This window comes from Rhodococcus sp. 05-2254-2 (genome assembly GCF_002259095.1).
Lineage (GTDB): Bacteria > Actinomycetota > Actinomycetes > Mycobacteriales > Mycobacteriaceae > Rhodococcoides.
On record NZ_NOZJ01000016.1, the window covers coordinates 155,256 to 178,331 of the forward strand.

General features: G+C 61.4%; 23 protein-coding genes and 1 pseudogene. 4 read left to right on the forward strand and 20 right to left on the reverse strand.

The annotated features are described in order from the left end of the window. Positions 1–8 precede the first annotated feature (8 nt). Entirely contained in the window at positions 9–638 is a 630-nt protein-coding gene (locus CH283_RS19220) for an RES family NAD+ phosphorylase (RefSeq protein WP_015586099.1), read from the reverse strand. Next, positions 635–1,138, reverse strand: coding sequence for a hypothetical protein (locus tag CH283_RS19225; RefSeq protein WP_015586098.1), 504 nt, complete (start codon positions 1,136–1,138; stop codon positions 635–637). The genes CH283_RS19220 and CH283_RS19225 overlap by 4 nt, the downstream gene beginning before the upstream one ends. Positions 1,139–1,451: 313 nt before the next feature. Between CH283_RS19225 and CH283_RS19230 the strand changes: the two genes are divergently transcribed. Continuing rightward, positions 1,452–2,072, forward strand: a complete 621-nt coding sequence (locus CH283_RS19230) for a hypothetical protein (protein WP_032364994.1) — start codon at positions 1,452–1,454, stop codon at positions 2,070–2,072. A gap of 21 nt (positions 2,073–2,093) precedes the next feature. On the opposite strand, the gene CH283_RS19235 is transcribed toward CH283_RS19230, so the two are convergent. From CH283_RS19235 to CH283_RS19245, 3 genes are all read right to left on the reverse strand, one after another. Further along, on the reverse strand, positions 2,094–2,342 hold the full coding sequence (locus CH283_RS19235; RefSeq protein ID WP_371828030.1) for a type II toxin-antitoxin system RelE family toxin: 249 nt from the start codon (positions 2,340–2,342) through the stop codon (positions 2,094–2,096). A 26-nt stretch (positions 2,343–2,368) separates the two neighbouring features. After that, the gene (locus CH283_RS19240; RefSeq protein WP_230591632.1) at positions 2,369–2,656 is read right to left on the reverse strand and encodes a type II toxin-antitoxin system Phd/YefM family antitoxin; all 288 of its coding nucleotides are present in this window, start codon (positions 2,654–2,656) and stop codon (positions 2,369–2,371) included. 177 nt (positions 2,657–2,833) lie between these two features. Then, the gene (locus CH283_RS19245; protein WP_015586094.1) at positions 2,834–3,376 is read right to left on the reverse strand and encodes a hypothetical protein; all 543 of its coding nucleotides are present in this window, start codon (positions 3,374–3,376) and stop codon (positions 2,834–2,836) included. A gap of 64 nt (positions 3,377–3,440) precedes the next feature. Here CH283_RS19245 and CH283_RS19250 point away from each other — a divergent pair, with 64 nt between their 5' ends. After that, positions 3,441–3,740, forward strand: coding sequence for a hypothetical protein (locus CH283_RS19250; protein ID WP_015586093.1), 300 nt, complete (start codon positions 3,441–3,443; stop codon positions 3,738–3,740). A 34-nt stretch (positions 3,741–3,774) separates the two neighbouring features. Here the strand turns inward: CH283_RS19250 and CH283_RS19255 are convergent, their stop codons facing one another. Beyond that, complete coding sequence (locus CH283_RS19255; protein ID WP_052049375.1) at positions 3,775–5,403, reverse strand: hypothetical protein; 1,629 nt, start codon at positions 5,401–5,403, stop codon at positions 3,775–3,777. Between the two features lie 110 nt (positions 5,404–5,513). Here CH283_RS19255 and CH283_RS19260 point away from each other — a divergent pair. Together CH283_RS19260 and bcmE are read left to right on the forward strand one after the other, a co-directional pair. After that, positions 5,514–6,220, forward strand: a pseudogene (locus tag CH283_RS19260) (transposase); the annotation flags it as partial. 241 nt (positions 6,221–6,461) lie between these two features. After that, positions 6,462–7,730 carry a thiamine pyridinylase gene (gene bcmE, locus CH283_RS19265; RefSeq protein ID WP_032364993.1) on the forward strand — a complete coding sequence of 423 codons (1,269 nt, stop codon included), beginning with the start codon at positions 6,462–6,464 and terminating at the stop codon, positions 7,728–7,730. Between the two features lie 636 nt (positions 7,731–8,366). Here the strand turns inward: bcmE and CH283_RS19270 are convergent. The 14 genes from CH283_RS19270 to CH283_RS19335 all read right to left on the reverse strand — a co-directional run bounded on the left by CH283_RS19270 (position 8,367) and on the right by CH283_RS19335 (position 22,963). Next, positions 8,367–8,555 (reverse strand): hypothetical protein, encoded by a 189-nt coding sequence (locus tag CH283_RS19270; RefSeq protein WP_015586087.1) that lies wholly within the window; start codon positions 8,553–8,555, stop codon positions 8,367–8,369. Positions 8,556–8,564: 9 nt separating this feature from the next. Further along, positions 8,565–9,194, reverse strand: coding sequence for a hypothetical protein (locus CH283_RS19275; protein ID WP_139278539.1), 630 nt, complete (start codon positions 9,192–9,194; stop codon positions 8,565–8,567). Positions 9,195–9,240: 46 nt separating this feature from the next. Further along, a complete protein-coding gene (locus tag CH283_RS19280; protein ID WP_015586085.1) occupies positions 9,241–10,755 on the reverse strand; it encodes a hypothetical protein in 1,515 nt (504 codons plus the stop codon). Positions 10,756–11,815: 1,060 nt separating this feature from the next. Further along, on the reverse strand, positions 11,816–12,439 hold the full coding sequence (locus CH283_RS19285; protein ID WP_015586083.1) for a hypothetical protein: 624 nt from the start codon (positions 12,437–12,439) through the stop codon (positions 11,816–11,818). Positions 12,440–12,554: 115 nt separating this feature from the next. Beyond that, positions 12,555–16,217: a LysM peptidoglycan-binding domain-containing protein gene (locus CH283_RS28990; protein WP_015586082.1), complete on the reverse strand. Its 3,663-nt coding sequence runs from the start codon at positions 16,215–16,217 to the stop codon at positions 12,555–12,557. A 124-nt stretch (positions 16,218–16,341) separates the two neighbouring features. Then, entirely contained in the window at positions 16,342–16,809 is a 468-nt protein-coding gene (locus CH283_RS19295; RefSeq protein WP_015586080.1) for a pilus assembly protein TadG-related protein, read from the reverse strand. Beyond that, entirely contained in the window at positions 16,809–17,267 is a 459-nt protein-coding gene (locus CH283_RS19300) for a TadE family protein (RefSeq protein ID WP_015586079.1), read from the reverse strand. Before CH283_RS19300 ends, CH283_RS19295 begins: the two co-directional genes overlap by 1 nt. Continuing rightward, positions 17,264–17,689, reverse strand: a complete 426-nt coding sequence (locus CH283_RS19305; protein WP_015586078.1) for a type II secretion system protein — start codon at positions 17,687–17,689, stop codon at positions 17,264–17,266. Before CH283_RS19305 ends, CH283_RS19300 begins: the two co-directional genes overlap by 4 nt. 38 nt (positions 17,690–17,727) lie before the next feature. Then, positions 17,728–17,958 carry a hypothetical protein gene (locus tag CH283_RS19310; protein ID WP_015586077.1) on the reverse strand — a complete coding sequence of 77 codons (231 nt, stop codon included), beginning with the start codon at positions 17,956–17,958 and terminating at the stop codon, positions 17,728–17,730. 169 nt (positions 17,959–18,127) lie between these two features. Further along, positions 18,128–19,051 carry a type II secretion system F family protein gene (locus CH283_RS19315; RefSeq protein WP_032364991.1) on the reverse strand — a complete coding sequence of 308 codons (924 nt, stop codon included), beginning with the start codon at positions 19,049–19,051 and terminating at the stop codon, positions 18,128–18,130. Further along, positions 19,048–19,926: a type II secretion system F family protein gene (locus CH283_RS19320; protein ID WP_052047795.1), complete on the reverse strand. Its 879-nt coding sequence runs from the start codon at positions 19,924–19,926 to the stop codon at positions 19,048–19,050. Before CH283_RS19320 ends, CH283_RS19315 begins: the two co-directional genes overlap by 4 nt. Next, positions 19,926–21,554 (reverse strand): CpaF family protein, encoded by a 1,629-nt coding sequence (locus CH283_RS19325; protein WP_015586074.1) that lies wholly within the window; start codon positions 21,552–21,554, stop codon positions 19,926–19,928. Before CH283_RS19325 ends, CH283_RS19320 begins: the two co-directional genes overlap by 1 nt. A gap of 32 nt (positions 21,555–21,586) precedes the next feature. Beyond that, positions 21,587–22,411: a hypothetical protein gene (locus CH283_RS19330; protein WP_015586073.1), complete on the reverse strand. Its 825-nt coding sequence runs from the start codon at positions 22,409–22,411 to the stop codon at positions 21,587–21,589. 3 nt (positions 22,412–22,414) lie between these two features. Further along, the gene (locus tag CH283_RS19335; RefSeq protein WP_254924251.1) at positions 22,415–22,963 is read right to left on the reverse strand and encodes an SAF domain-containing protein; all 549 of its coding nucleotides are present in this window, start codon (positions 22,961–22,963) and stop codon (positions 22,415–22,417) included. Positions 22,964–23,076 lie beyond the last annotated feature (113 nt).

Sequence of the window (23,076 nt, forward strand, 5' to 3'; positions counted from 1 at the left end):
CACGATCGCTACAACAGATCTGGTACGTCCAAGATCGCGACACCAGTTTCTTCACGCCACCGCTCCAGCAGGTCCGCTCGCTCAGACAGGGTGACCGTGGCCTGGACGGTATGACGATGCTCCTCGCCTGCCACCCCCGCTTGCCCGAACAGTGCAATGCACCGCCGGGCATGTTCGAGGTCGTGGCGGGCCCAGTACCGCAGACCCTCGAACCCGGCCTCCCGTAACGCGGCCGCCCACCGCTGCGTCAGCGGATAGTCGGCGGTAGTAAAGATTTCTGCCGTGACTCCGAGCGCGACACCGGTGTTCGCAGTCAGATCAGCGAGCCTGATATCAGCATCCAACGTGATCGTCGACGCTGCACGCGCATCGACCTCGTATCTCGGCACGACCTGTTGGCCACCGAAAATCTCCAGGAGAGTGACCACTTCGTCTTCGGCCAGGTAGCAAGTCCCATCAGGGGCTTCGAGGTCGAACCTGCCGCCGCCATTCGATGAGTACCACCACGGTCCCAGACTGGCCTGATGCGATCGAAACAGCTCGGCCCCAGCCGGGTAGACGCACGACGGAAATCGCTCCGCCAATTCACCGACGGGCTTGGGCTCGAACAGATGAACGACGGCGCGTTCAGCGCTCACGCCGCAAGCCGACTGACCGCAGCCCGGGCAGCGCGAGCAGCCGTAGGAACGTCCCCGTCGAGAAGTGCTTGCCGAGGTGTACGGCCGTCGAGCTCTGGCTGTTCGGTAGTCAGCCACGCGACCGCCAACCATCCACGCGGGTCCTGCCCCGCCCACACACGCAGCACCTCTTGGATGCCGAGAATCGGCTTCGCCGGTTGGGCATCGGTGAAGCCTGCGGCGGCGTAGCCGTATTTGCCGTTGCTGCCGGTCAACCGAAGAACGCGGTTCTCTTTCACAGCCTTGCTCAAGGCAGCACGCGTCCAACCCGCAACGTCGAGGGCCTGACTGGGGGTCAAGATTTCCCCTACGTGCTCACTCCACGCGCGACGCGCCTTGAGGCCGTTGACGATGCCGCCGAGGCCCGCTATTGCATACGCCAGATCACGCTCGTCCGGCGCGCCACTGGCCTCGACCAGCCGGTGCGCCATGACCTCGAAATCCTTCTCGACAGTGGACATACCCTGATCATCCCCGGCTGTTCGCGTCATGTCAACCATGTCAACCTGAATACAGGGATGTGATCGTTAGCGTGCGGGAAGTGTCGTACCTGGCCGGTACGGTCGGGACGCGAAACTCCTGCGACGGGGCAGAGAGTCGAGGTGGGTTGGGAGCGTCTAAATGTCACCGGTGAGCAAGAAACGCAAGGGTGCAGGCAAGGGGTCAGGGCGATCGCGTAGCGGTCCGGGAGCCGCTGCATTGCCAGAATGGGCGCAGCGGGCCGGGTACGTCACACCACCGGTAGCGGGGATCCGTCCCCCTGCGAATCCTGGCGTGACTGCACCGGCAGAAGTGCAGATCATCGACCGGCATTGCCAGATTTGGCAGGCCTACACCGAGGGCGGTTTTTCCGGCACCTGCATTGCTGCGGTGCGTTGCCTGATTCCGGCATTGCGTGACTACGGGATCGAGGCTGAGCCGTTGGTCGTGTACGGGCAGGTGGCGTGGTCGGACGAGCAGTGGGTGGAGCTGGGAAGCCGCACACCGAAATGGGAGTCGGACACATGGTGGACAGGACACCTAGTGTTGTGGATTCCGGCAATGGGCCGGATTGTCGATCCGACCGTCTACCAAGCAAACCGGCGCGGAATGCCGACAACGATCACTCGGGCTCTGGTCTTCTCGATCGGTTCACTAGATCTGATGGAGACAGCGGGAGTGAACAAGGATGGTGCCCTGGTGCAGTACGAACGAGTCATCGGCGCGGACATGAGTTGGTTCGATCGCGATCACGCCGATCGCGAGGCGATCGAAGATGCCCTCCGAATTCTGCGAAGCGCAGTATCCGACTCACTCGGCAGCAAGGCGGACCGAAAATCTGGTTGGATGGAGACCGCGACCCACCCACCATTGGTGGAAGCCTTACGCCTACGAGGCTTGATCTCCGCAACATAATCCGGTAGCTACGCAATCTTCTCAGCGGTAGGCATCTGACCGGTGTGAAATCGCGGTGACCTGCACGATGCGCTGCCCGGCGTCGATCAGATAGAGAACCCGGTAGGTGCCTCTGCGGGCGCTGTAGGCGGGCGAAAGCGGCGGGGCCAGGGGCTTCCCGACCCGCTGCGGATTCTCCAGCAATGCTCCGGTGATGAACTCGTACACCGCAGCGGCGACCTTCTCGGGAAGAGTGTGACTGATAGCGCGAGACGCTGATCGAGCAATCACAAGCCGATACGGCGCTTCAGGCTCACTCACGCGCGGGTAGACCGGCCAGCGACCCGCATGACCTCGGCCAACTCCTTCGCATCGAGACTGTCACCCTCAGGCAGCTCCGCCACGCCCCGAAGATGAGATGTCAGCAGTTCCTGATCCGATAGCACTGCAATGGTCTCCTGCAGCGCATCGAAATCGTCGGCAGCGAGCAACACAGCAGCCCGGTGCCCATTACGGGTGATCTCATACCGGGCGTGGGTTTGTTCTGCATCGTCCACAATCTTGGACAGACGCGCACGCGCATCCGCGACCGGCAAAGTAGTCATGTACATAATTAGAGCGCAAATAGTGCGAGGGTGCAATTGCCGTTCGACGCGACACAGCACTAACTGGTGACCAAAACCCGAAGTTCGCCCATCCGACTTCAGTGCGCGCGGTCAGCGGCGTGGGAATTTCACCACCGCTCTCGGACTCGCTGCAGCCGCCCGAACATGCCGTAGGTCCTAAGATGCATCGTCGAACGGCCCGAATGCCGCTTCGTCCCAATGCCGTTCGAGCGCCGCGTTCCATTCGTCGATATCCGACGCGGAGAACAGATGCATGTTGTGTTCGGTGAGCAAGAACCCGGTGTCGCGCCATGCTTGGAAGTAGGCGGGGTTCTCCCCTGCTTCGCGGGCCTTGTCGATCAGGGAGTCCACGTCCGCCAACAAGTTCTCCTCACTGATCTCCTGCGGCGTGTCAGCAGCTGGGTCGAAGAACAATGGATCGTTCGGCCCGAGATCTCGGCCGAACTTGTCCCGAAACGCCTGTCGCTGCTCTTCGAGAGAGTCGTTGAGCTCCGCACCACCCACCATGTCCTTGCTCCACGACAGAGTGCGCCCACCGTCGGCGTTGGTGCGCCGTTGCACGAACGAGGGATCACCGCTGCGCTCGAGCACCAGCGCAGCGTGCTGCTCACGTGAGACCCCTTGCTGTGCAAGTCGCTTTCGACGTTGCTGGACCTTGCGGGCGCGTTTGTCGCCGGCGGAGGTACGTTTCGATGTCATACCTCCACCGTCTCAGAGATTCTCCAGAACATCCGGTATTCGGCCGATTGCTAACCTTCACGCTATGAGCGCAATCAATCCGAGGGTGGCGTTCGCTGTACCGATGTTTCTCGAAGCGCTGGCCTTGATCGAGTTGGGCCAGCCTCAGCCCGCTGAAGTCCTGGAACATCCGAAGATGATGGCTACCACGATGCTTACTCTGCTCAGTCATGGCGACGACGCGATCTTGGATCTGGGAGATCTTGCGCTCGCGTCGCTTGCCAGGGCTGCGATCGCGCTCTGCGATGCTCCGACTGAATCGGGTGCTGTGGCGACCTACCAACACGCGTTAGACGCGTGGGGTGAGATCAATGCGAACCCATGATCAGAGCGAGACTGGAACAAAATGACCGGCACCATCACACTTGCGGGGGCGTCCTTCGGAACAGCTCGGACAAGCCCTGCAGAGCCATCGTAACCCGATCTACGATTGTCTCGAATTGTTTGTCCGGCTGAAGAGAATTCAGTCCTGCGGCCGACAGCGCAGTCGTAAATTTCGTGCCCTTCATGTGGGCCGAGCCTGCCGATCGGATTCCCTGAAGCTGGCGTAGGGGTCCGACGAGACCATTCGGGTCGGCACCCAAGTTCTCGACGAGTAGCTGTAGGCAGGCAAGCGAAGGACTATTCGTGTCCGCGCCCGAGGACTCTCGAAGAGTCTTGACATCGAGTGCATCCACGATCCCTTTCGACAGAACCATGACACCGTTGTCGCTTTGGCCTTCGGTTGGATTGGTACACAATGCCAAGGCATCGAACGCACGGAGGTCAGCCGGGCCGAGTTGCTTGTACAACGACTCACCGAAGTAGCCAGTGAACGCCTCGATGAGTTCTGCCTTAGCTCGTCTCAGCCGAGCAGGGTCAGGGCGTTCGTCCTCTACCCACTGGCCCGCTAGGTCCCGCACGCTACGTGTGATGGTTATTCCACCGTTCGGCGGGACGTTGTGTGTGAGCCAGTGCTCTCGCTCGGTCTCGGGTAGCCGGATGAGGTGTCCCAGCCACACCTGGACGAGGTTGGCACCGTTGATGTCGACATCGATGGCCCACCGACCGTGGCACGAGACATCGGTCCGCAGCACCGTGTAGCGGTCTGGGTTGTCGCGGTATCGGGTCAGAACATCCGTGTCGAAGAAGACTGGGGTGAGGTAGTTCGCTTCATCGCGCTCGCAACTCAAACGAACCTCGTCGCCGGTCGAGGGGTCGATGTCAACGATGAACGATTGAAACCGCTCAGGCCTTTGCAGATCGTCGGGGTGCTCGCCAGCGGACGCGAACGGCAAAACTGCCTGTTTCCCAACCAACTGCGCTACGAAACCAGGCCCCCGATACGCGTCCCACGCCGTGTAGGCGAACGCTGCGTCTTTGGTGCGAATCTCAAGGTCGATCCGAGCTTCATGCACGCTGTCGTCAGCCCGAGAATGGGCGTGCTGGATCACCAGGCTCATGCTCCGGGCCGCGAGATACTTTCGGAGGTGCCGTGCATTGACTCGAACCTCGTATTCACCAGGATTCGGTCTGACGATCTCGACGACCTCCTCATCGCGGCCCGCGTGATTAGTTCGATACATTGTCTCGTTCGATCGCGTGATCAGGCCCAACCACCATACGAACGACGGCGTGAATTCGATAACGGGTTCTGTGGTTGCCGATGGCACCCAGGACACGTTGACGAACAGATGAAGGTCGTAGCCATCAGGGTTGGAGGTCAAGCCGTCGCGGAAGGCCGGGAGGCGATCAGAGCTGTAACTGGGCTCGCCGAGGTCGTTGATGGACCAATCGGTAGTGGCGAGGAATTTGCGCTGGTCCGATGTCGCCACCAGAAGAGGTTGAAGCGAGCTGTACTTGATTCCGCTCCCTCGATTCCGTAGAACCGAGATCCACTCGGTCGGCTCCGCCTGGATCTCCGAGAGGTAGCTCCTCAGCTGGAGAATCGTGGGCAAAGCCTCATAGCGCTCAAGTGAGCCGGAATTCGGCAGTGGATCGGTCAGCACCCCCTTGATCGTACGGAGGGCAGGCGACCGGGCTGAGAGTCGACTTAGAATGGGCCACCCGTGCTCGCCCGGATGACTAGGGCTGAGCTGCGACATCCAGTCTCGCCAGCGGGAAAATCATGGTCCGCGGCGACTCCGCCTACGGCAACAGCCGCGTCGTACGCGCCTGCATCAAGTTCTCGTTCGTACTGATCAAGAACCGAATCGTCCAACGAGCGATCGCCTCCATCCCTGACACCGCGTGGACGCCCGTGCGCTACCCGGGAGCGGTCCGCGACCCCGACACCGACGGCTGGATCTCCGACGCCGAGGTCGCCGAAACATCGTTCACCGCTTTCTCTTCCACCGCGTATCCTGTTTCTGCACGGTTGATCGTGCGGCGGGTCAAAGACGCCCGCTACCGCGATGCATTGTTTCCGGTGTGGCGGTATCACCCGTTTTTTACCAACAGCACCCTGCCGACGACGACCGCAGATGTCGTCCACCGTGCACACGCGGTCATCGAGACTGTGTTCTCGGATCTGATCGACGGACCGCTCGCGCACATGCCGTCAGGATCGTTTGGCGCGAGCTCTGCCTGGGTGCAGTGCGCAGCGATCGCCCACAACCTGCTGCGCGCCGCCGGAACCGTCTCCGGCGGGCGTCACGCGAAAGCTCGCGGAATAACGCTACGGCGCAAATCGTCAACATTGCCGCGCGTTTCGTGCGGCCACAACGCACACCCACACTGCACCTGCCGCGACACTGGCCGTGGCTCGATGCGTGGCTTCAATTATGGCGCAACATCATTGGCATCAGCCCACCCACACCCGCCTGATCCTCACCCGACCCGCCGACTCGGCCCGAGCAACGACAATCGTGGAAATGCTGGGTAGACCAGCGGACGAAACACGCCCAACCAGTCCCGACCCCACAATTCGGTCATCGACCACAGTGGGTCACCTCAGTCCGTGGATCGAGGGTAAGTAAATGTGATCCTTGCCACTTTCGGAAAATCATGCGACTGTATGAGGCAATCGCCGTTCCCCTGCAGACAGTGTGATGACGGGAAGTGTGCAGTGACCAGTACCGAGTTCGGACGCAGTTTGAACAAGGATTCCGGCCCCACCAACCAGCCACCTCCAGCCAGCGACGCATCCACGTTGAACGTCGCCTTGTACCCGTACACGCCCGAACCGAAATGGTTCGAGTCCACCATCAGAGCCGCGTGGCACAGCGTCCAACCGGATGTCGCTCTCAATTTCGTCTACACCTACGACTGTTACAAAGGCGATCCGCCGTCCACTGTGGACGTTTTTGCCTACGACTGCATCTTCGCTGATCACATGCGTCAGTTCTGTGTCGAGTTCGATATCGACGGCACCGCAGACTTTTACCCGTGGTCTCTCGCATCGCTGAAAACGGAATCCTCGGAGTATCAAGGAATACCGTATTTAGGGTGCATGCAAATTTTGATTCGCCGTCTCACTGACGCAGCACTGGGTGCGCCGGGGATGACTGTCGAAGAATTACACAAAATCCTCGGCGACGGGGATCCGAAAGCAGTCTGGCCCGCGCAGGGTCAAGGCATGCTGTTGGATTTTACTGGGGGAACGACCGTCGCGTGCATGTACGAGCAGGCCGTCATGGAGGAGTCGGGCCAGTTTCCGCTCACTCCCGCCCTTCCCCCCTGTCCAGGACTCGATCAGCAAGGCCTCGCCGACATGCAGGTGCTGCGAAACATCGCCGGGTACGCCCAGGCGACATATCCCGACTCGGGCTACGACCGAATCACGAAATGGAACCAGCGGATCGGTCGAGCCTTCGTAGGCTTGACCGAAATCTTCCACTTCATCGACAACGTCGACGCCTCGACCTATTCAGTCATGCCGCTGAGCTCCGAACCTATCGAAAAAGTGGGGATACCGCTTTATACCGACGCACTTTCCGTCAATGTGGCCATCGCCCAGGAAAAGCGAGCAACGGCTATCCAGCTCGTGAAGTTGATTGCATCGACCAACGTGATGCTCGAGTGCATGTCCCCAACAGGAAAGAAACCGCAATACCTGGTGCCCACCCGGCAATCGCTGATGAATCAGCTCCTGGCCCGGCAACCCAATTCGGCGGTGTACAACATCATGCGCAACATCATTTCCAACGACATGGCCCATCCATTTCGACTTGGGGCCGATTCCCGTACCTGGCTCGACTCGACCAAAGGCTGCATCAAAACTGAAATCCTCGGGCCACCCCCCGCTGGCGTTGCGGAGCATGTCGGCGAAGACAGCGCCGTGTTCAACGACCCCGCGTACGCTTCCACACCTGCAGGGCTACTTCGCCGCCCGTGACAGGAGTCCGTCGCAAAGTCGTAAGCAATGGCTGGTTGTGCCACGTTTGGTCCTCGCCGTTCGGACACGCGGCAATGGAGTATCGCTATGAGATCCATACATGCGGTCCGGTTGCCCACACCACCGCTGTCTGAGTGTCGCGGGGTTTGCGTCGAAATTCGTCGAACACCGTGCAAGCTTTTGGCTAAGGGATTACCCTGCCGAGTTTCACCCGATGCTCGACTACTACATCGAGCACTCGACGCGGGTCGGTGGCCGCATCGTAAGCCCTCCCCCGCTGCTGCATCGATCACCACAGCTGCCCAGGTAACGGCCAAGCGTGATCGGGAGCAGACACAGTCGACGCTGCAGATCGGCGACCTGGACGAACACGTTTGGCACCGTCTGCTAGCCCAATTTTGGATCATCTACGACACAGCGCAAAGGCGTGCGCGCGAAATTAGTGCTCGCGGCGGACAGCGGACCGCACATTTTGAGGTGCAGCCCCCGCAGTGATGCTGCGGATAGCTCTCTCGTTGGGTGCTGCCCGAACAATGGTGCGATCACCCGCAGCCGATGTCGGGACCACCACCACAGGGCGCGCGCTGGCACGTGGAGCCGACGACCCCGCCGGCGGATTCTGATCTTTCGAGGCCGTCACGCCGACGCCCCCTGCTGCTTCTCTATCTGGCGTCGCACTTCGTCGATCGTGCGGGAACTGCCCTCGTAGTTGCCCACCAGCCGAGGATTGGGACGCAAGGCCACCTTGCGACGCCGCGACGCCGTCGCCGGGCTCGCCGAGCCCACCGGTCGATCAGGTTTCTGCTGCTCGTTCACCGTAGCCATGATGTCCTCCTACATCCGAATGATAGCCGTCACGAGCAACACCAGCACAGATCCAGCCAACAGACCCGTCGTGATCCGCAACCGCATCAGCTTGCTCCGAAGCCGCATCTCTGTCACCTGATAAATCGACACCAGTGTCGACGCGATCTCGAACCGGCCCGTCGTCTCATCGACTGTCGAATACTCCTCCAACACCACTTCCGGATTGAGCCCCGACGCGGTATTGGGTGCAATCACGAATGCCGCCATGATTGCCGCCGCACCGGCCAGGGCAGCACCCGCAACCTCCCACACACCGATCCCCGCGGGATTGCGCAACACGATCCCCACCAGAATGCCCGCGAATCCCAGCAGCACACCCCCGCGCTGATCGATGCTCGTCACTCGGCGTTCCTGAGAATCCAGCGTCCGTTCGATGCTCGCGTGCACCATCTCGATTGCCGCCGGATTCAGCTCGACACTCACCGGGTTGAGCTCGGACGCCATCTCTTCGCCAGCAGCGGAGTCCGGTGAAGCATTTTCGCGCCCACCCCGGTCGTTCGATTCCACTGCTAGCGCCCCCTTTTCGACATCAATTTCGGCTGCGCCGAACCTCGTCGGCCACACCGCACCCATCAGCCGGCGCACCATGACACTCACCGCAATATTGTCTCAGCACACCACCGGCAACGTGTGTGAACACCTCTCACTGCGTCCTGCGTCTTCGAGCGGATCGACGGAGCAGACGACGTCTCAGGTCATCAGGATCGGACATGATGTACATCAAGTACAGCAGCGGCAGGTACATCAGTGTCGCCGGCAGCCGGCCGTTGTGTTGCGCGAAAAGTCGGTCACGGACGGGATCAGGTTTGTCGAACCCGTGTGTAGTGTTCCTGCGCAAACGCATGAACTGACTCACTGCGTCATCGAGTGACAGGGATTTGTCCGCTCCACCGGGCAGCTTCAGAATTACCTTCTCCGACCTACGGTAATTCTTGATGAAGAACCCGTCCCCCACTTCGGTCAACGCTTCCACACCAAAAGCCGCGTACGGAAGCAGGACGGACTGAACATCAGCAGGCATACGTTCTCGAACTTGCTGCAGCGCTTTCGCCGCAACCGAGGGCTTGCACAGTGCCGTGAGATCCCATGAAAGCCAGGTCGCCTCGATCAGGTCCATTGCTGACCACATCAGAACTCCGGCTGCGTAGTCGTCGTGCAGCGATAGCAGCGTCGAGGTAACTCGTTGCAGAAGATCCGCAAATTCCATCAACCGGTTCTGCTGCGCATAGGGGAGGTAGTCACCGTCAGCATCTGCGAACAGGCATGGGTTCAGGAGATGCCCGAGAACAGAGTTCATCTGAGCAACCCACCAAGCGACGGCCGCACCCCACGCCTCCGGTGCCGGCGGCTCCTGCCGCTGGGGAAGGCGACCCACTGGTGATCGGGGAAGTACCTGATGCGCTTCGTACGGAACAGGAGACCTCCCGACAATATCTGTGCCGAGAGTGAAAATCACCGCACCCGACACCCTGTTCGCTTGAAACGCCCATACCCATGGAGACCGTGCGGCCAACAACGGACCGAGATGGCTCGCGGGAATCAAGACACTGCTCAGGATCGACGATCCCGACGCGAAAATGGTCTCATCGACGTCGATCGGCCCGCGTCGTATGTCGTCGAGAAGTTCGGGGTCCTGATTCAGACGTAACACGAAACCAGGAAACCTGATCCGACGGTGCGTGGCGTTGCCATAGCGAACAACGTGGACAGCATGCCGGTCGAACGGATGCTCGTCATCGTCGTCCGAAGTTCCGGCCAACTCCCTACTCGCGTCCTGTACTGCCGCGGACAAGGCTCGATCGCTGGCGGTGATGACAGGTAGCTGGAGTCCGTACAGGAACGATCCCACCGCACCCGCGCTCATCTGTCTGATCGCGCGAAGGCGCTCCTCAACGACTCGCCCATGGTCCAGCCTGGAGACGTAAGGGTCTTGCGGGAGGTCGACGAGCTCGTCATCGACGTCCGCTTCCGAACCCGACAGGGTGCGAACGGTCATAAAATCGACACAGTCCATGCTGGCAGCCGGCTCGGTTAACGCCCACACATCGGGCGCGGACGTGTGGGCGACCTCGAACCCCAACTCTTCCAGGTAGGCCTGCACTTGCCCCCCAGCCAATTCCGGTGGCATCGTGACGTTGACAGTCAACCGTTCAGGCATTCCACCAGCCTACAAACCGGTAAGCCTGGAGTGACTCAATTTCGCACCCGAGGAGCGGGGGCGCACGGCTCTAATTTGTGACCAGGACCTGCAGTTCACCAATCCGAACTTCAGTACGCGAAGTCAGCGGCGTGGGTATGACTCCACCGACCGTCCCGTTGGGTGTCGTCGCTGTCCACGTGACGAGCCAATTCGATGTCGCGGAGACCTTGAATGTCCCACCGGGCTCGGTAGTGGACGTCTTGTGATAAACGATATTGCCGCACGTCGGACTTGGAAGCCCTTGTGCAACATCGGTATACGGCGTGAAGGGCAGTAACGCACCTGGGCACACCGACGGCACGGATCCGTCCCCCCAATTGACGACCACGGACGTATTGACCCCTGTAGCAGAAACTATGACACCCGGTCCTGCTGCAGTTCTGGTCACGGGGCCGACTGTCGATTCCCGTGGGTCAGCGACCCAGAACCAGCCGGGTAGACCAACCAGGCCGACAGCACCTGTGTTTGCGGGGTTCGGGGTGATGCCTATTCCGGGCGGATCCAACTGCATTGCCGTAACCGCTTGGCCGACAACGGTCATAACGTCGACCACCGGAGGCGTAGCCGGCACCCCAACGTCCGGAATTTGAACACACGGACCGGCCGCTTCGCAGGACCATGTTGTGCCGTCATCATTAACGACGTTCACTGCCATCGGGGCACCACTATCAGCATTTCGAACAAGCGTCATATTGGCGGCGTCAGTCGACGGAACGAACTCGAGCGGCGGTCCGGACGGCGCGGCGCTCCCACCACCTCCCCCGCCCACAGCAGCTGGCGCGGATCCAGTCGTTCCACCCCCTGACGGCACACTCGTGTACGTACCTTCGACCACAACTGTCGAACCACCCAAGCCTCCGCCGAAGGCACCGCCAGTTCCGGTGCCGATCCCCGGCTGCGCAAATACTGGGTTCGCGTTGAACACTCCAACTAGAAGCACTGATGCGATAACCCCAAGCGGCTTACGCATGACCCACCGCCCTTATGGATTCCAGTTGCCTACTTGCCAAACCGTCGATCATGGTGCGTCGCATGGGGTACCCGAAGAAGTCACTGCATCGGAAACAATGCGCCAGCCTGATGAATCTGGCCACGCCACGTTCTCCAGAGTCGGCTTGCCCAGCTCCCGCCGGACTCGGTCAGGAGGGAGCACACTCGTGCCGTCCGGACGGATCTGGTCATAGTTCGAGCTGTCGATGCAGACTCGCAATGTTGCCGACGCTTCTTCCTTAATTGGGTTCCCGTCAGCATCCTTTGGTGCCTGCAGTTCCGTCACGAATGCATCTGCGACAGTCGCAGCACCCGTGGAGACAATTCCTTGAGATCGGCGCAGGTTCACGTTTGCCTTCAACTGATCGAGGATCTTTCCACTCGCAACAGAGTCCAGCATGTTGATGTCTACAGCAGGATCGCTCTCGACCTTCGCGAGAACGGCGAAGAACTCATTCACCTTTGCTGTTGCCTGCTCGGTCGCCTGTTGTTCCGGGGACTTTTCGACGCCCTCTGGTCCCGTGAGGACCGGCTGCGTGGTGGTCGTTACGGGGGTCGCCTCAATGTCACCGCTCCCGCATGCGACGCTGATGCTTGCAGCGGCTGCTACTGCGAGGATTGCCGCGCCTGTGCGACGTCGTGTGCTGATCATCGTGGACCCCCTACGTTGTTCTGTGCGTTGTACTGCGATAACGATAATGGTGCGGCTGTTTGGACCGTAACGTGCTTACCGGACACTTCAGACACCTCGATTGACGCGACTGCTATCAACTGGCTATTGCTCCGATCCGGTAGAGGGCGTTGCCGCCATTGTGGAATTGCGCGAGGGCGCGCAAGAGTTCGTCGGTTTCGGGTTCTGGGTCGACATCGATGTCGGCGAGGTTCGCGAGCAGTTGGTCGATCAGCTCCTGGGTCTTGCTGATCTCGTCGCTCCCGTGGGTAGCGATGATCGCCAGTCTCCAGAGACCTTCTCGGAACGGTTCGACGGTGACGCCGCGGTTTGCGGTGGTGAGCGCGGCGGAAAGATCTCCGGTCTTTATTTGTCTGGTGGCGAGCTCTTCGAGGGCATCCGCGAGGGTCGAGATCATGTGCTGCTGTAGGTTTCGTGCCCACCCGTAACGGTCTGACCGTGTCCCGGCGAATGGTTGATCGTTTACCAGTTCTGCAGCCGTCCGCAATTCCGCATCGGTGGCGGCGGCCGGAGTGGTGTCGATCAGTTGTTGCCAGTAGTCCCAGTCCGATCGGACATCGGGGTGCAGTCGGTAGCCGGTGCGGCCGGTGCGGTCGCCGTGCTTCGGAAATGCCTGCTCACCGTTCTCTGTCTCTCCCAACCAATTTCGCAGTCTCGAGAGGTAGTTCTGGCGTCGTGTCGCCTTCTTTTTCGGCTGATCCTCCAGAGGGAGTTTGTCGAAATTGTCTGCAGGCCAGATCTTTTTGTCGATGGAGTCGTGTTTGATTCCCGGGTGGATGGAGAGAAGAGCGGCGATCTCGGTTAGGAGTACTTCACGGCCGTCCTTGGGTGGCTCCCCGGTCGGGGTGGTGACTGCTGGTTTCCCGAGAAGATGGAGCCAGAGATGTCCCGGGGCCGGTACGTCACCAGCGACAGGAGCGATGGGTGGGGCCTGGTCGTCGTACCTGATCGCTTCTGGGGATGTCCACTGCGCGGCGTCCGGGCTGTAGGTCGGAACGTTTGTGACGTCGGGGGCGGTCTCCGATGCGGTAGTTCCGTTCAGCAGCAGCTGGTCGGTGGGGTCGATCGTGGTGACGGAGTCGAGGAAGGTCTCAGCGCTTTCGGCGTCGGTGAGGTGTGCGTCGATTTCGGCTGCAGCCCAGGGGTCGTGCATGGACGACTCTGTGGGGATAGCTGGCTGTGTGGCGGTCGCGAGGTAGGCGGTAATGCCTTCATATTGGTCCGGCTCGAGAAATGCTGGCTGGAATGCGAAGCCGCCGTCGGTGTCTCGTTTGACAAGGCTTGCGGTGTTGCGGTCGACGATGTCGAGTGTCCACGCGGCCTGGGTGTTCTCGCTGGCGGTGCTGGCGGTGCTGGCGGCAGCGAACGCCACGCGCGGTGTGGCGGCCAGGATCTGATCGAGTGATTGCTGTTGGTCGGCCGTCAACTGACTCGCGATGAGAACTACTTCGGGGGCGGTCATTTCGCTTGTGTCGTAGATCGAACGGGCCGCTGCAATGCTGTCGATGTGTTGTTCGACGAGGGTGTCTTGGTCACGTTCGGCTTGTCGGGCGAGTCTGGCCAGCACTTCGCCTGGTTGGTCGGTGTGCTCGATTCGACCGTTGCCGAACAGTTCGGGGAGCTCCTGTCCGAAACCGATCAGCGTCAGGTGCAGATTGTCGGCGAGCGGGGATTCGACGAGTTCGAGGGCCAGGGCCTGGAGAGTGCCGCGGGCGTGCTCTGGTGAAGCTGAGACGCCGAGGTAGCCGAGTTCTTCCAGGTTGAGAAGAACTTGGGTTCGGTCGTCTGTGGAACCGAGTGTCACGAGCGTGGGGTACGGGCTGATTGTGGTGGGTGCTGGGGCGATCCGGACGTCGGCGGGGAGGGTCCAGGTGCCGGTCTCTGATCTGAGCCACTGGTCCGGCAGTACGGAGTCATCAAGGATTACTAGCTCCACCGCATCGGGACCGATGAATGCGCCGAGTAATGCCGGCAGTGCGTTGCCCTGTGTCCGAGCGTGTTCGGCGATAGTCCTCAGTGCTTCGTCGAGCCGCGTGAGGACGTTGTTGTCCGCTGCAGAATGAATCTGTTCTTCCACAACTGCTGCAGCGCCCCAGGTTTGAGGGAGGGTCTCGCCTCTGCGGCGATCGTGCTGTTGACGGTGCCGGCGCAGCCCGAAGGCCCCAGCCAGTCCGATGGCCGCTAGGGCTGAGATACCGAGCCACAATGTGCTGTTCTGATCCTCGGAGACATCGCTTGGCTGCGCAGTGGCGGCGATATATACCGGGTCTGTCGTCGATGTATTCAGTGGGATCTGGGTGGCTGGCTGAGTCGGGGCGGGAGCTGCAGCAGGACTGGGTGACGACGTCTGCGCTGGAGCAGGCATTTGAGCGGGTGCCGGCCCGGGTGCCACAACATCTGCGCCCGCGGACTCAGCAGCAGGTTCGGAAGCTGCCACCGGGGCGGGAGCCTCTGCTGGCTCAGGGGCGGCCACCGGAGCAGGCGCTGGCTCAGGAACCGCCGACGGGGCGGGGGCCTCTGCCTGCTCAGGGGCTGCTGGAGCAGGCGCTGGCTCAGGAGCCGCCGCTGTCGGAGCAGGTAGCTGTGACGAAGCGCTGTTGAGTTCGATGCCGAAAATCTTCGCAGCGGCGGCGGCAGCGGCCTGCGCTTCTGCCTGAGCCTGTTCGTCACCGCCCGGAACCATCTCCGCTTGTTCCGGAACGTCGGTGCCACCCAGGAGAGGTGCAGCGGAGGACAGTTCAGGCGCTGCTGCGGGGGCCGGTTCAGGAGCGGCAGCCGGAGCCGGTTCGGGAGCGGCAGCGACCGGGGCCGGTTCAGGAGCGACGGTCGGTTCGGGCACAGCAGCAGGTACAGGAGCGGCAGCAACCGGGGCCGGGTCGGGGGAAGCAACCGGACCCGGTTCGGGCGTGACGGTCTCGGCGGTTTGATCGTTGACGGTGAGCTGCTGGCCGACGTGGATGATTGTCGACGGTGCAGTTCCGTCGGCGTTGATGATTTCTTTGTAGCGGTGTCCGTCACCCAGATGTTGCTCGGCGATGCTCCAGAGACTGTCGCCTTCTCGAACTGTGTAGGCCCCGTCGACGGTTGTGGGTGCGGCGGCGGGGAGCTGAAGTTTCCATCCTGGTTGCAGCCATCCGTCGACGGTCAGGACGTCGGCGTTGAGTTGCTTGATCTCGGTGTATCGAAAGCCATCGCCAAGGTGGCGTTCTGCGAGTTTCCATAGGCTGTCGCCCTGCTGCACCGTGATGGTTTCCCCGTTGATGGGGCGGGCGGGGGCTTCTGCTGGATGCGGTTGGCTTTGTTGCGTTACTTGGATCGGTGCCGAGTGGGCAGGGGCGTCGAAGAGCGGTAGTGCTGTGGCGGTGAGGGGTTGGGCTGTGGCGGTGCCCGCTGTTACCAGCATGAGCGCTCCGCCTATGAGAACGGAGGCGCTTCGCTGCTGGAAGCCGAGGCCTCGGAGTTGAGGTGCTTTGATGCCGCGTAGTGCTGCGACGAGTTCGATGACGGTGCTGAAGGTGAAGGTGGCCCAGGCGAGCCAGCCGATCCAGGTCACGAATCCGAGGAAGAGTGATCCGTCGTCTTGGGTGGTCAGAGCTGTTTTGATCTGGTCGAGATCGGGCAGCGTCGTCGGTATTGGGTTGCCGCGGAATGTCCACAGTGCGAGCGGAATTCCGACGACGAGGACGAGTAGGACGATCAGGTAGAGCAAACCAGTCAAGCGCCGTCGGATGGTGGTCATGCGGGTGTCCTTTCCGATGGCTGCAGGGTGGCCGGGGTCGTGCAGCGTTGCGCCGCGAGCTGTCGAATCACGTCCTCCGTCTTCTCGTGGAGTTCTGCGACTCGTCTGCTCTGCGGTCGATTGGTCATGGTGTGCCGGGGATTCCGAGGTTGGTGCGGTTCAGGTTGACGGTGGCTGTTCCGATGATCTGCTGTGGCCCGACGCCGATCAAACCGAGGACACGGGGTTGGTAGGTCGTTGTGGTGGTGATCAGCAGTGTTGTCGGTCCGGTCTGCACGACGACGCCGGGGATTCCTGCTGCGGCAAGGTATTTGGTGGCTTTGGCTTGGGCTGTCAGCGGGTTGACGACGACGTTGGTACCGCGGACTGCGAGTGGTTCGATGATGGCTTGTCCTGCCCCGCGGGCTGCTTCTTCAGCGACTTGCTCGGCGCGCTGCTTGGCGTAAACTTTGCCGCCGCCGTCGACGACGAGACCCATCATGATCAGCAACGCCATGGCTGTGATGACGCTCCACATGGCGATGGTTCCGGCGTCGTTGTGCGCGTCTCGCCGTGTGCAGGCGGCCACCGCCCGGCGTAGTGCTTCGGTCATCAGGCGCGCTCCCGGTAGGTGTCGACGGGTGAAGTCGCGGTTGCTGTGATGGTCCGTGAGCCCATGACTTGCGGGAATCCGAGTGCGTCGAGGGAGATGACGCACGTGACGGTGGCCGAGACGGAAGCCGTGACGCCGGGGCGAGTTCTGAATCCGCCGAGGTCGGTGTTGACGTTGAGAGCGGAACAGGTGAGCCCTCGTGCTGCCAGGTCGTTTCGCGCGGCTGCTTGCGCATCGGGGGCTGCGGAGAACGCCGTTCGCGCGATGGAGGCGGTACGCGCGGCCTCGTTCGCGGCGTGGACTACTTTCTGGTGCGCTTGCGCGAGAACGCCGAAGGTGACGATCAGTGCGATCAGGAACAGTGTGGCGGGGGCGACGATGACAGTCTGCAGGGCCGATCCTCGGTCGTCGGCTCTGGCTGCGGCTGCCAGCTGGCGCAGTTTGTTCGCGGTGTTCATCTGGTTCCTGGGGCAGTGACTCGTTCAACGGGAAGCGTCTCGCTGACATTGATGTCGAGGGAGAAGAAGGGGATGAGGCGGATGGGTTGTCCGGTGATCTGGACAGTTGCTTCTCGCAAGCCTCGGTTGACGACAATGACGGGTGCTCGAAGGGTCGTCGGGCCGGCGGTGGATGCGAAGGCGTAGCCCGCCGCTGTTCCGGCCGCAGCGCTGCCGAATTGCGATCGCGCTTGTCGTAGAGCTTCTTCACCGGTCGAAATCGCTACGGTCCGTGCGTGAGCGTAGAGAGCTGCCTGGATTGCGATGAGGAAGAGCAGTAGGACGACGCCGAATACCACGACTGTTTCGAGGGCTGCGCCGCGGTCGTCTCGACGTATGCGGGTGAGCCATTCGCGTAGTGGTACATGTGTGTCGGTGAGCAACGCTGGTCCTCCCCTGTCTCGTTGGGCGAGTGGTGGGGTTACTGGATTCGGTTGAGGTAGCGCTGTGCAACCACGGTGATTCCGGCGACGATAGCGATGGCGAGGATGACGAGGCCGGCGGTGATGACGACGGTCTCCATGCTGTAGCCCTTGTCGCTTTTGCGTCCGCCGGCGCGCTCGGTCATCCGGGTATAGGAGAACAGTGCCAATGCGAACAGTGTTGCGGTGGTTGCTGCGATCCGGTTTGCGATTGTGCGCGATGCTGCCATGTGACGTTTCCCTTCGATATGTAAAAGCCCTGGTTATGACGGTTCTGGATGCCGGTCAGACTATCGCCAAGACCGGACACTTCGAGCAGGTGAAGTGCACGGATCGGTGTTTGCACAGCTCAAACTTGGTAGTTGATCGTTGAATGACAACGCATTCGGGTTGTTCGGTCTAGACGCCGCCCATGATGTTCACTCCGGCCGGCACGATCAGCATGATCATGAACAGCACGGCCAAGGTGCCGAGAGGTGCGTCCATCTTCTTCGTTTTGGCTCCTGCTTCGCCTTGTTCTTTCGAGAGCAGGGCACTGCGGAGCGCTCCGGCCCGCGCGGCAAGAGTGTCGGCCACGCTCGCTCCCTGGTCGCCGGTATAGGTCATGATGTCCGCGAGATCTCCCAACTCCGGCAGCGCCAGTTCGGCTGCAAGATTGGACAGAGCAGCCCATGGTGCCTGTCCGGCGAGGGACGCTTTCTGAAGCTCGGCATCCAGACGTAGAAACACCCAGCTATCGCCCACTGCGGCAGCGCGTTCGAGACTTTGGAATGCAGCGACGCCGCCACTTCGGTTCAACGAAACGAAGTCGATGAACGCCGCCAATGCTCGGGTGAATTCGAGTCGGGCACTAGCGGCGCGAGTCTTGACGTCGGCGTCGGGCGCGAAGAATCCCACCAGCGCCAGGACGAGGGAACCGGCTACGGGAAAAGTCAGGGGCACTGCCATGCCGAACAGCGCCAGGAGTGCGATCGAAATCGGCGCGATGATCAGACCTATTGCAGCGGAAAGGATTTTGTCTCCGATGAACTTTTGTGGAGTTTCTCGGAGGATCGCCAGGTCCGCGGTCGGGATCCTGAACCACGCCTGCGATCGCAGCCGCGGGTAGAAGCGGGCACCGACCTTGTAGGACAGGGCATCCGAACCGGTGAGGTCGTCACCGCCGCGGGTGTCGACGGTGTACGGGTCCGGGGCTGCACCGGACAGTCGTTCCATGGCATCGCCGAGTGCTGGGTCGGCCGGCAGTATGCGGAGAACGAGGAGGATCAAGCCGAGAGCGGCGAGAGCGGCAAGGGCGATCGCCCAGAGCTCGAAGTTGTTCATACTGCGCTCCTCTCACGTGCGGTGTTTGCTGCGTCGCGGTCCTTGGTGCCGATGAACCTGGGGTATTTCACTGGCAAGGTGTATCGCTTCATCCACCCGAGCACCAGGCCGAAACCGATGAATTCGAGGAACAGAACGGGCTGGAGGAGGGGCTGTTTGTACGGGTCCATGTAGTTGGTGAACAGGAACAACCCAACGATGACAACGACGGTGATGACGGTGACCCCGCGAGCGGTCGTGCGGGGCCCTTGCCGTTCCGCTTCGGCCGTTCTGCGGTTGCGCACGTTCTCTGCCACCGATTCTGAAAGTCGCTTCAAGGCTGCGGTGAGTCCGGAGCCGCGCAGGCGAGCTGCCTGCCGCAGTGCACCGACCACGTAGTCGCCGGTGGAATCGTCGAGATCGTCTGCGAACCGAAGCAACGCTTCGTCGATCGACACATTGCCACGCAGGCGCGTGATGAGGCTCGTAATTTCCGGACGCAATGCTTGAGGCATTCCCCTGTGCGTTGCGATGATGGCCTGTTCGAGGCCGGATCCTGCTGCGAGCACTCCAGTCAGGTTGCGCACCCATTCTTCGAGGGCATTGAGGCGTTCGATGTCGTCGGCGGCGGCTGACGATCCGAGTAGGTAGGGGACGCCTACTGCTGCGATCGGAATGATGGGGAAGAGTACGAACCATCCACTGAGGAGCCATGCAGCAAGGCCGACGGCAGTTCCGATGGCGAGGAGTAATTTTGTCCGCCGGGCAATCCGCGCACGTGAGGTGCGGTGGCGTGTCGGCGCAGTCGGGTCGCGGCGATCGCGAATTCCGTTGGCAAAAAACCACATCCCGGCGGCAAAGACAAGGACGATACCGACGGCCGTGAACGTGTACATCAGAGCCCACCACCTGTGATCGTGTTGATGGGGATTTGGTTCGGACTGAAACCGCCTGCGTAGAGCTTGCGGAGCAAAGCTGGGGGCAAAGTTCCGTATTCGCCGGTCCCGCCCGGCTTTCCTTCGTAAATTTTGGTTACTGCGGGCATGGCGTTTTCGCCGGCCTCGATATGGATGACCTCGCTGACGAATCGGACCTGACGCCTCTCGCCGGTGTCGGTAAATTCGTAGTCCGTCTGCAGCTGAATGATCAGATTGATGTGGTGTGCCACTTGGCGGTAGGCGTACTCGACCGGCACTCCTGCTTCGAGGGCGCAGGTGACGAGGCGGTCGATCGCGCCGGCGGCATGCTCGGCGTGCGTGGTACTCAGGGAGCCTTTGGCCATCTGCATTGCTTTGAACATGTCGATGATCTCGCCGCCGGCTACCTCTCCGACGATGACACGGTCGAGCTGCATTCGCACGAACTGGTAAAGGATGTCGGACAGCGTCGTCGCGCCGCGTAGCGCTCCGGTCAGCTCGTTTCGTTCGCCGCCGCCGGTGATTGCCTCGGCTGCAACAACATACGGTCTGCGACCGTCGAGTTTGTCGAGGAACAGTTCGTACTCTGTCTCTGCTGTGCCGATCCGTGTTTGCAGGGGAAGGCAGTTGGCGAGCGCACGAAGGTTGGTTGTTTTACCTGATCCCATGGGCCCGGAGATCACGATGGAGGCACCACCGATGACTGCGGCGCTGAGGATCTCGGACAACAGTTGGGGCATAACACCCATTTCGACCATCTTGTCGATGGTCACATCCTTGTGGCGGTGCATGCGGATGGCGATACTGGGATGGCGGACCGAGTAGCCCATCGCGGACAAGCGGATGTCGCCGGGCAGATTGAGGCGGAGGTTGGGGTTGACCTGCGAGAACGGTCGTCCACCACCGGGTGCGCGCTGCGCGAGGTTGGTGAGCCAGTCGTAGAGCTCTTCGTCGCTGTCCGCGATCGGCGGTCGTGCCTGCAGACTCCCGTCGGGGTACATCACAATGACGCTGTCGCCGTTGATGAGGATGTTCTCGACGTTCGGGTCGTCGACGAGCGGCTGAAGTGGGCCGAGTCCGAACAGCGTGTCGAAGACCGCTTTGACCAGCGTCTGTTCCTCTTGGACGCTCAGCTGTTCGTGACCGGTGTCGATCGCGGACTGCACTTCTTTGCTGACGAGATCTATGACGATCTGCCTGCCCGACTCACGCTCCTCGTCCGGGGTCATGGCAGTGACGCCCAGCTCAGGGTTGAGGGCCTGATCTGCTCGTTGGGTCTTACGGAGAGAGAGGATTTCGGATGCTTCTTTGGTCAGTTGCTTGACCAATTGGTGGTTGGTCCTCGCGACGTCCGACCGCTCAGCTGGAAATGGTGATGGCGATGTGAACGGGACCGTCTCGAGTCGCTCGGGTTCCGGGTGGGAGTGGCGACCGTCCTTGCCGGCTGCGGCGAGCAGACCTGCAGATGAGGAGCCGTATTGCCCGCTCCTGTAACGAGTTATCTCGTTGTCGCCATCGTCGAGGATGATCGGATCGGCGGCAAACATCGGTAGGTCGGGTAGGGCTGGTCGCTCGTCGTAGTCGAAGTCGGGGGCGTTGTTGGTCATGCGGGTGTTCTCCCTTTGGCCTTGTCGGCTCGTTACGCGGGCTGTGAGCTGTATGGCGAGTTGGCGATCCATACGGGCTGGTGCGTTTCGTGGAAGCGCTCGATCTTTTGCCAGGTTCCGTCGATTGCGCGTAGATAGCTTGATCGACGTCGCCGCCAATTACTGAGCGAGGCACCTTCGGAAAAAACTTGCGCGTGTACCGGTGATTCGGGAAGGACTGCGATGACGTCGAGGCCGGTCGCCGCGGCGGTCTCGGCTGCGCTGTAGGGCTCGGTACCCCTGACAATGAGGCCGATGCTGGCCGGCGACTTCGTATTCTCCAGATGCTGCTGTAGTGGGCCCAAGCCAGCACGAACCGCTGCCACTGCGGTCCTGGTCGGTCTGAGCATTATGGCGATAACGTCACTGTGACGGATCAGGTCTTGATGTCCGGACCGTAGATTGAGGCGACCGGCGTCGACGAGCAGGTCACCGCCGCCCTGTTTCGACAACAACGCCAGATGTGCCCCCAACGGGCCCCACGTCGACTTCATCGATTCCGTTTGAGCTGCATTGACCAGGCCGGGGACGAACCATCCTTGCGCCTTGGTCGGCTCCTCTGGATCGAACGGCCCGATTCTAACTATTTGGTGCTGGAAGGCTGGGCCTATTCGGCCGTGCCTGTTCGGCTCGACCAGTTGGATGATCGATCGGTCGTGCCGGCGGCGCGCGTGAAAGTACCCGGCCAGCGTCGGGGACGATCCGATCGGATCGGCCTCGATGTACAGCAGCTTGCGGGAGTCTGCGGTGAGAGCGATGCCCAGGCCGGTCGTCGAGACGCCTGGCGAGCCGGAGATCGAGGTCAGGGTGACGAGCATGGCTCAGCGCTCCCGGGAGTCGAGGACGATGGCGACGCGGTTGGTGGCGGCTCGGGCGGCGATCCAGCTGGCCTCGTCTTTCTTGACCAGAACGTCCACTGTCGTCTGTCCGGTCTCGGGGATGTCCTTCACGGCAACGACCTGTGCGTTCGCGGTGACCGGACCCTGCACCGGGGAATCGTCTTGATCTCGGGGAGTGTCGACGATCCGGACGTTGTCGCCTGCGAGCAGTGGCTCTGCGGGAAGTTTGCTGATTGCGACGGTGATGCCGACCAAAGTGTTGTCCCCGCTGGGGATTACGGCGTTGGTGAACGACGATGGGTTCAGTGCCGATCCGCTCAGGAGCGGAACTGCTGCGCTCTGGCCCACGACCGATGCTTTGTCTGTGGCAGGAACGGTCGCGATGGTCGCATCGCTGTTGACCTCTGCGGTTTTGAGGTCGTCGGTGGTGATCGTCTCCCCCTGTGGCACGTCGCGGGCGAGCACCAGAATTGTCGTGGTGGCGCGCATGGCGTTCACCAAAAAGACCGCTCCTACGATTGCGACGGTCATCAAGGCGACTCCCGCGATCCAGTACGACCGTCGACGGCGCACTTTGGTGGTGGATACGACTTCGGTGAAGTCATGGCCCGGCTTAGGAGATGCCTCTCTTGCGCTGCGCGGCT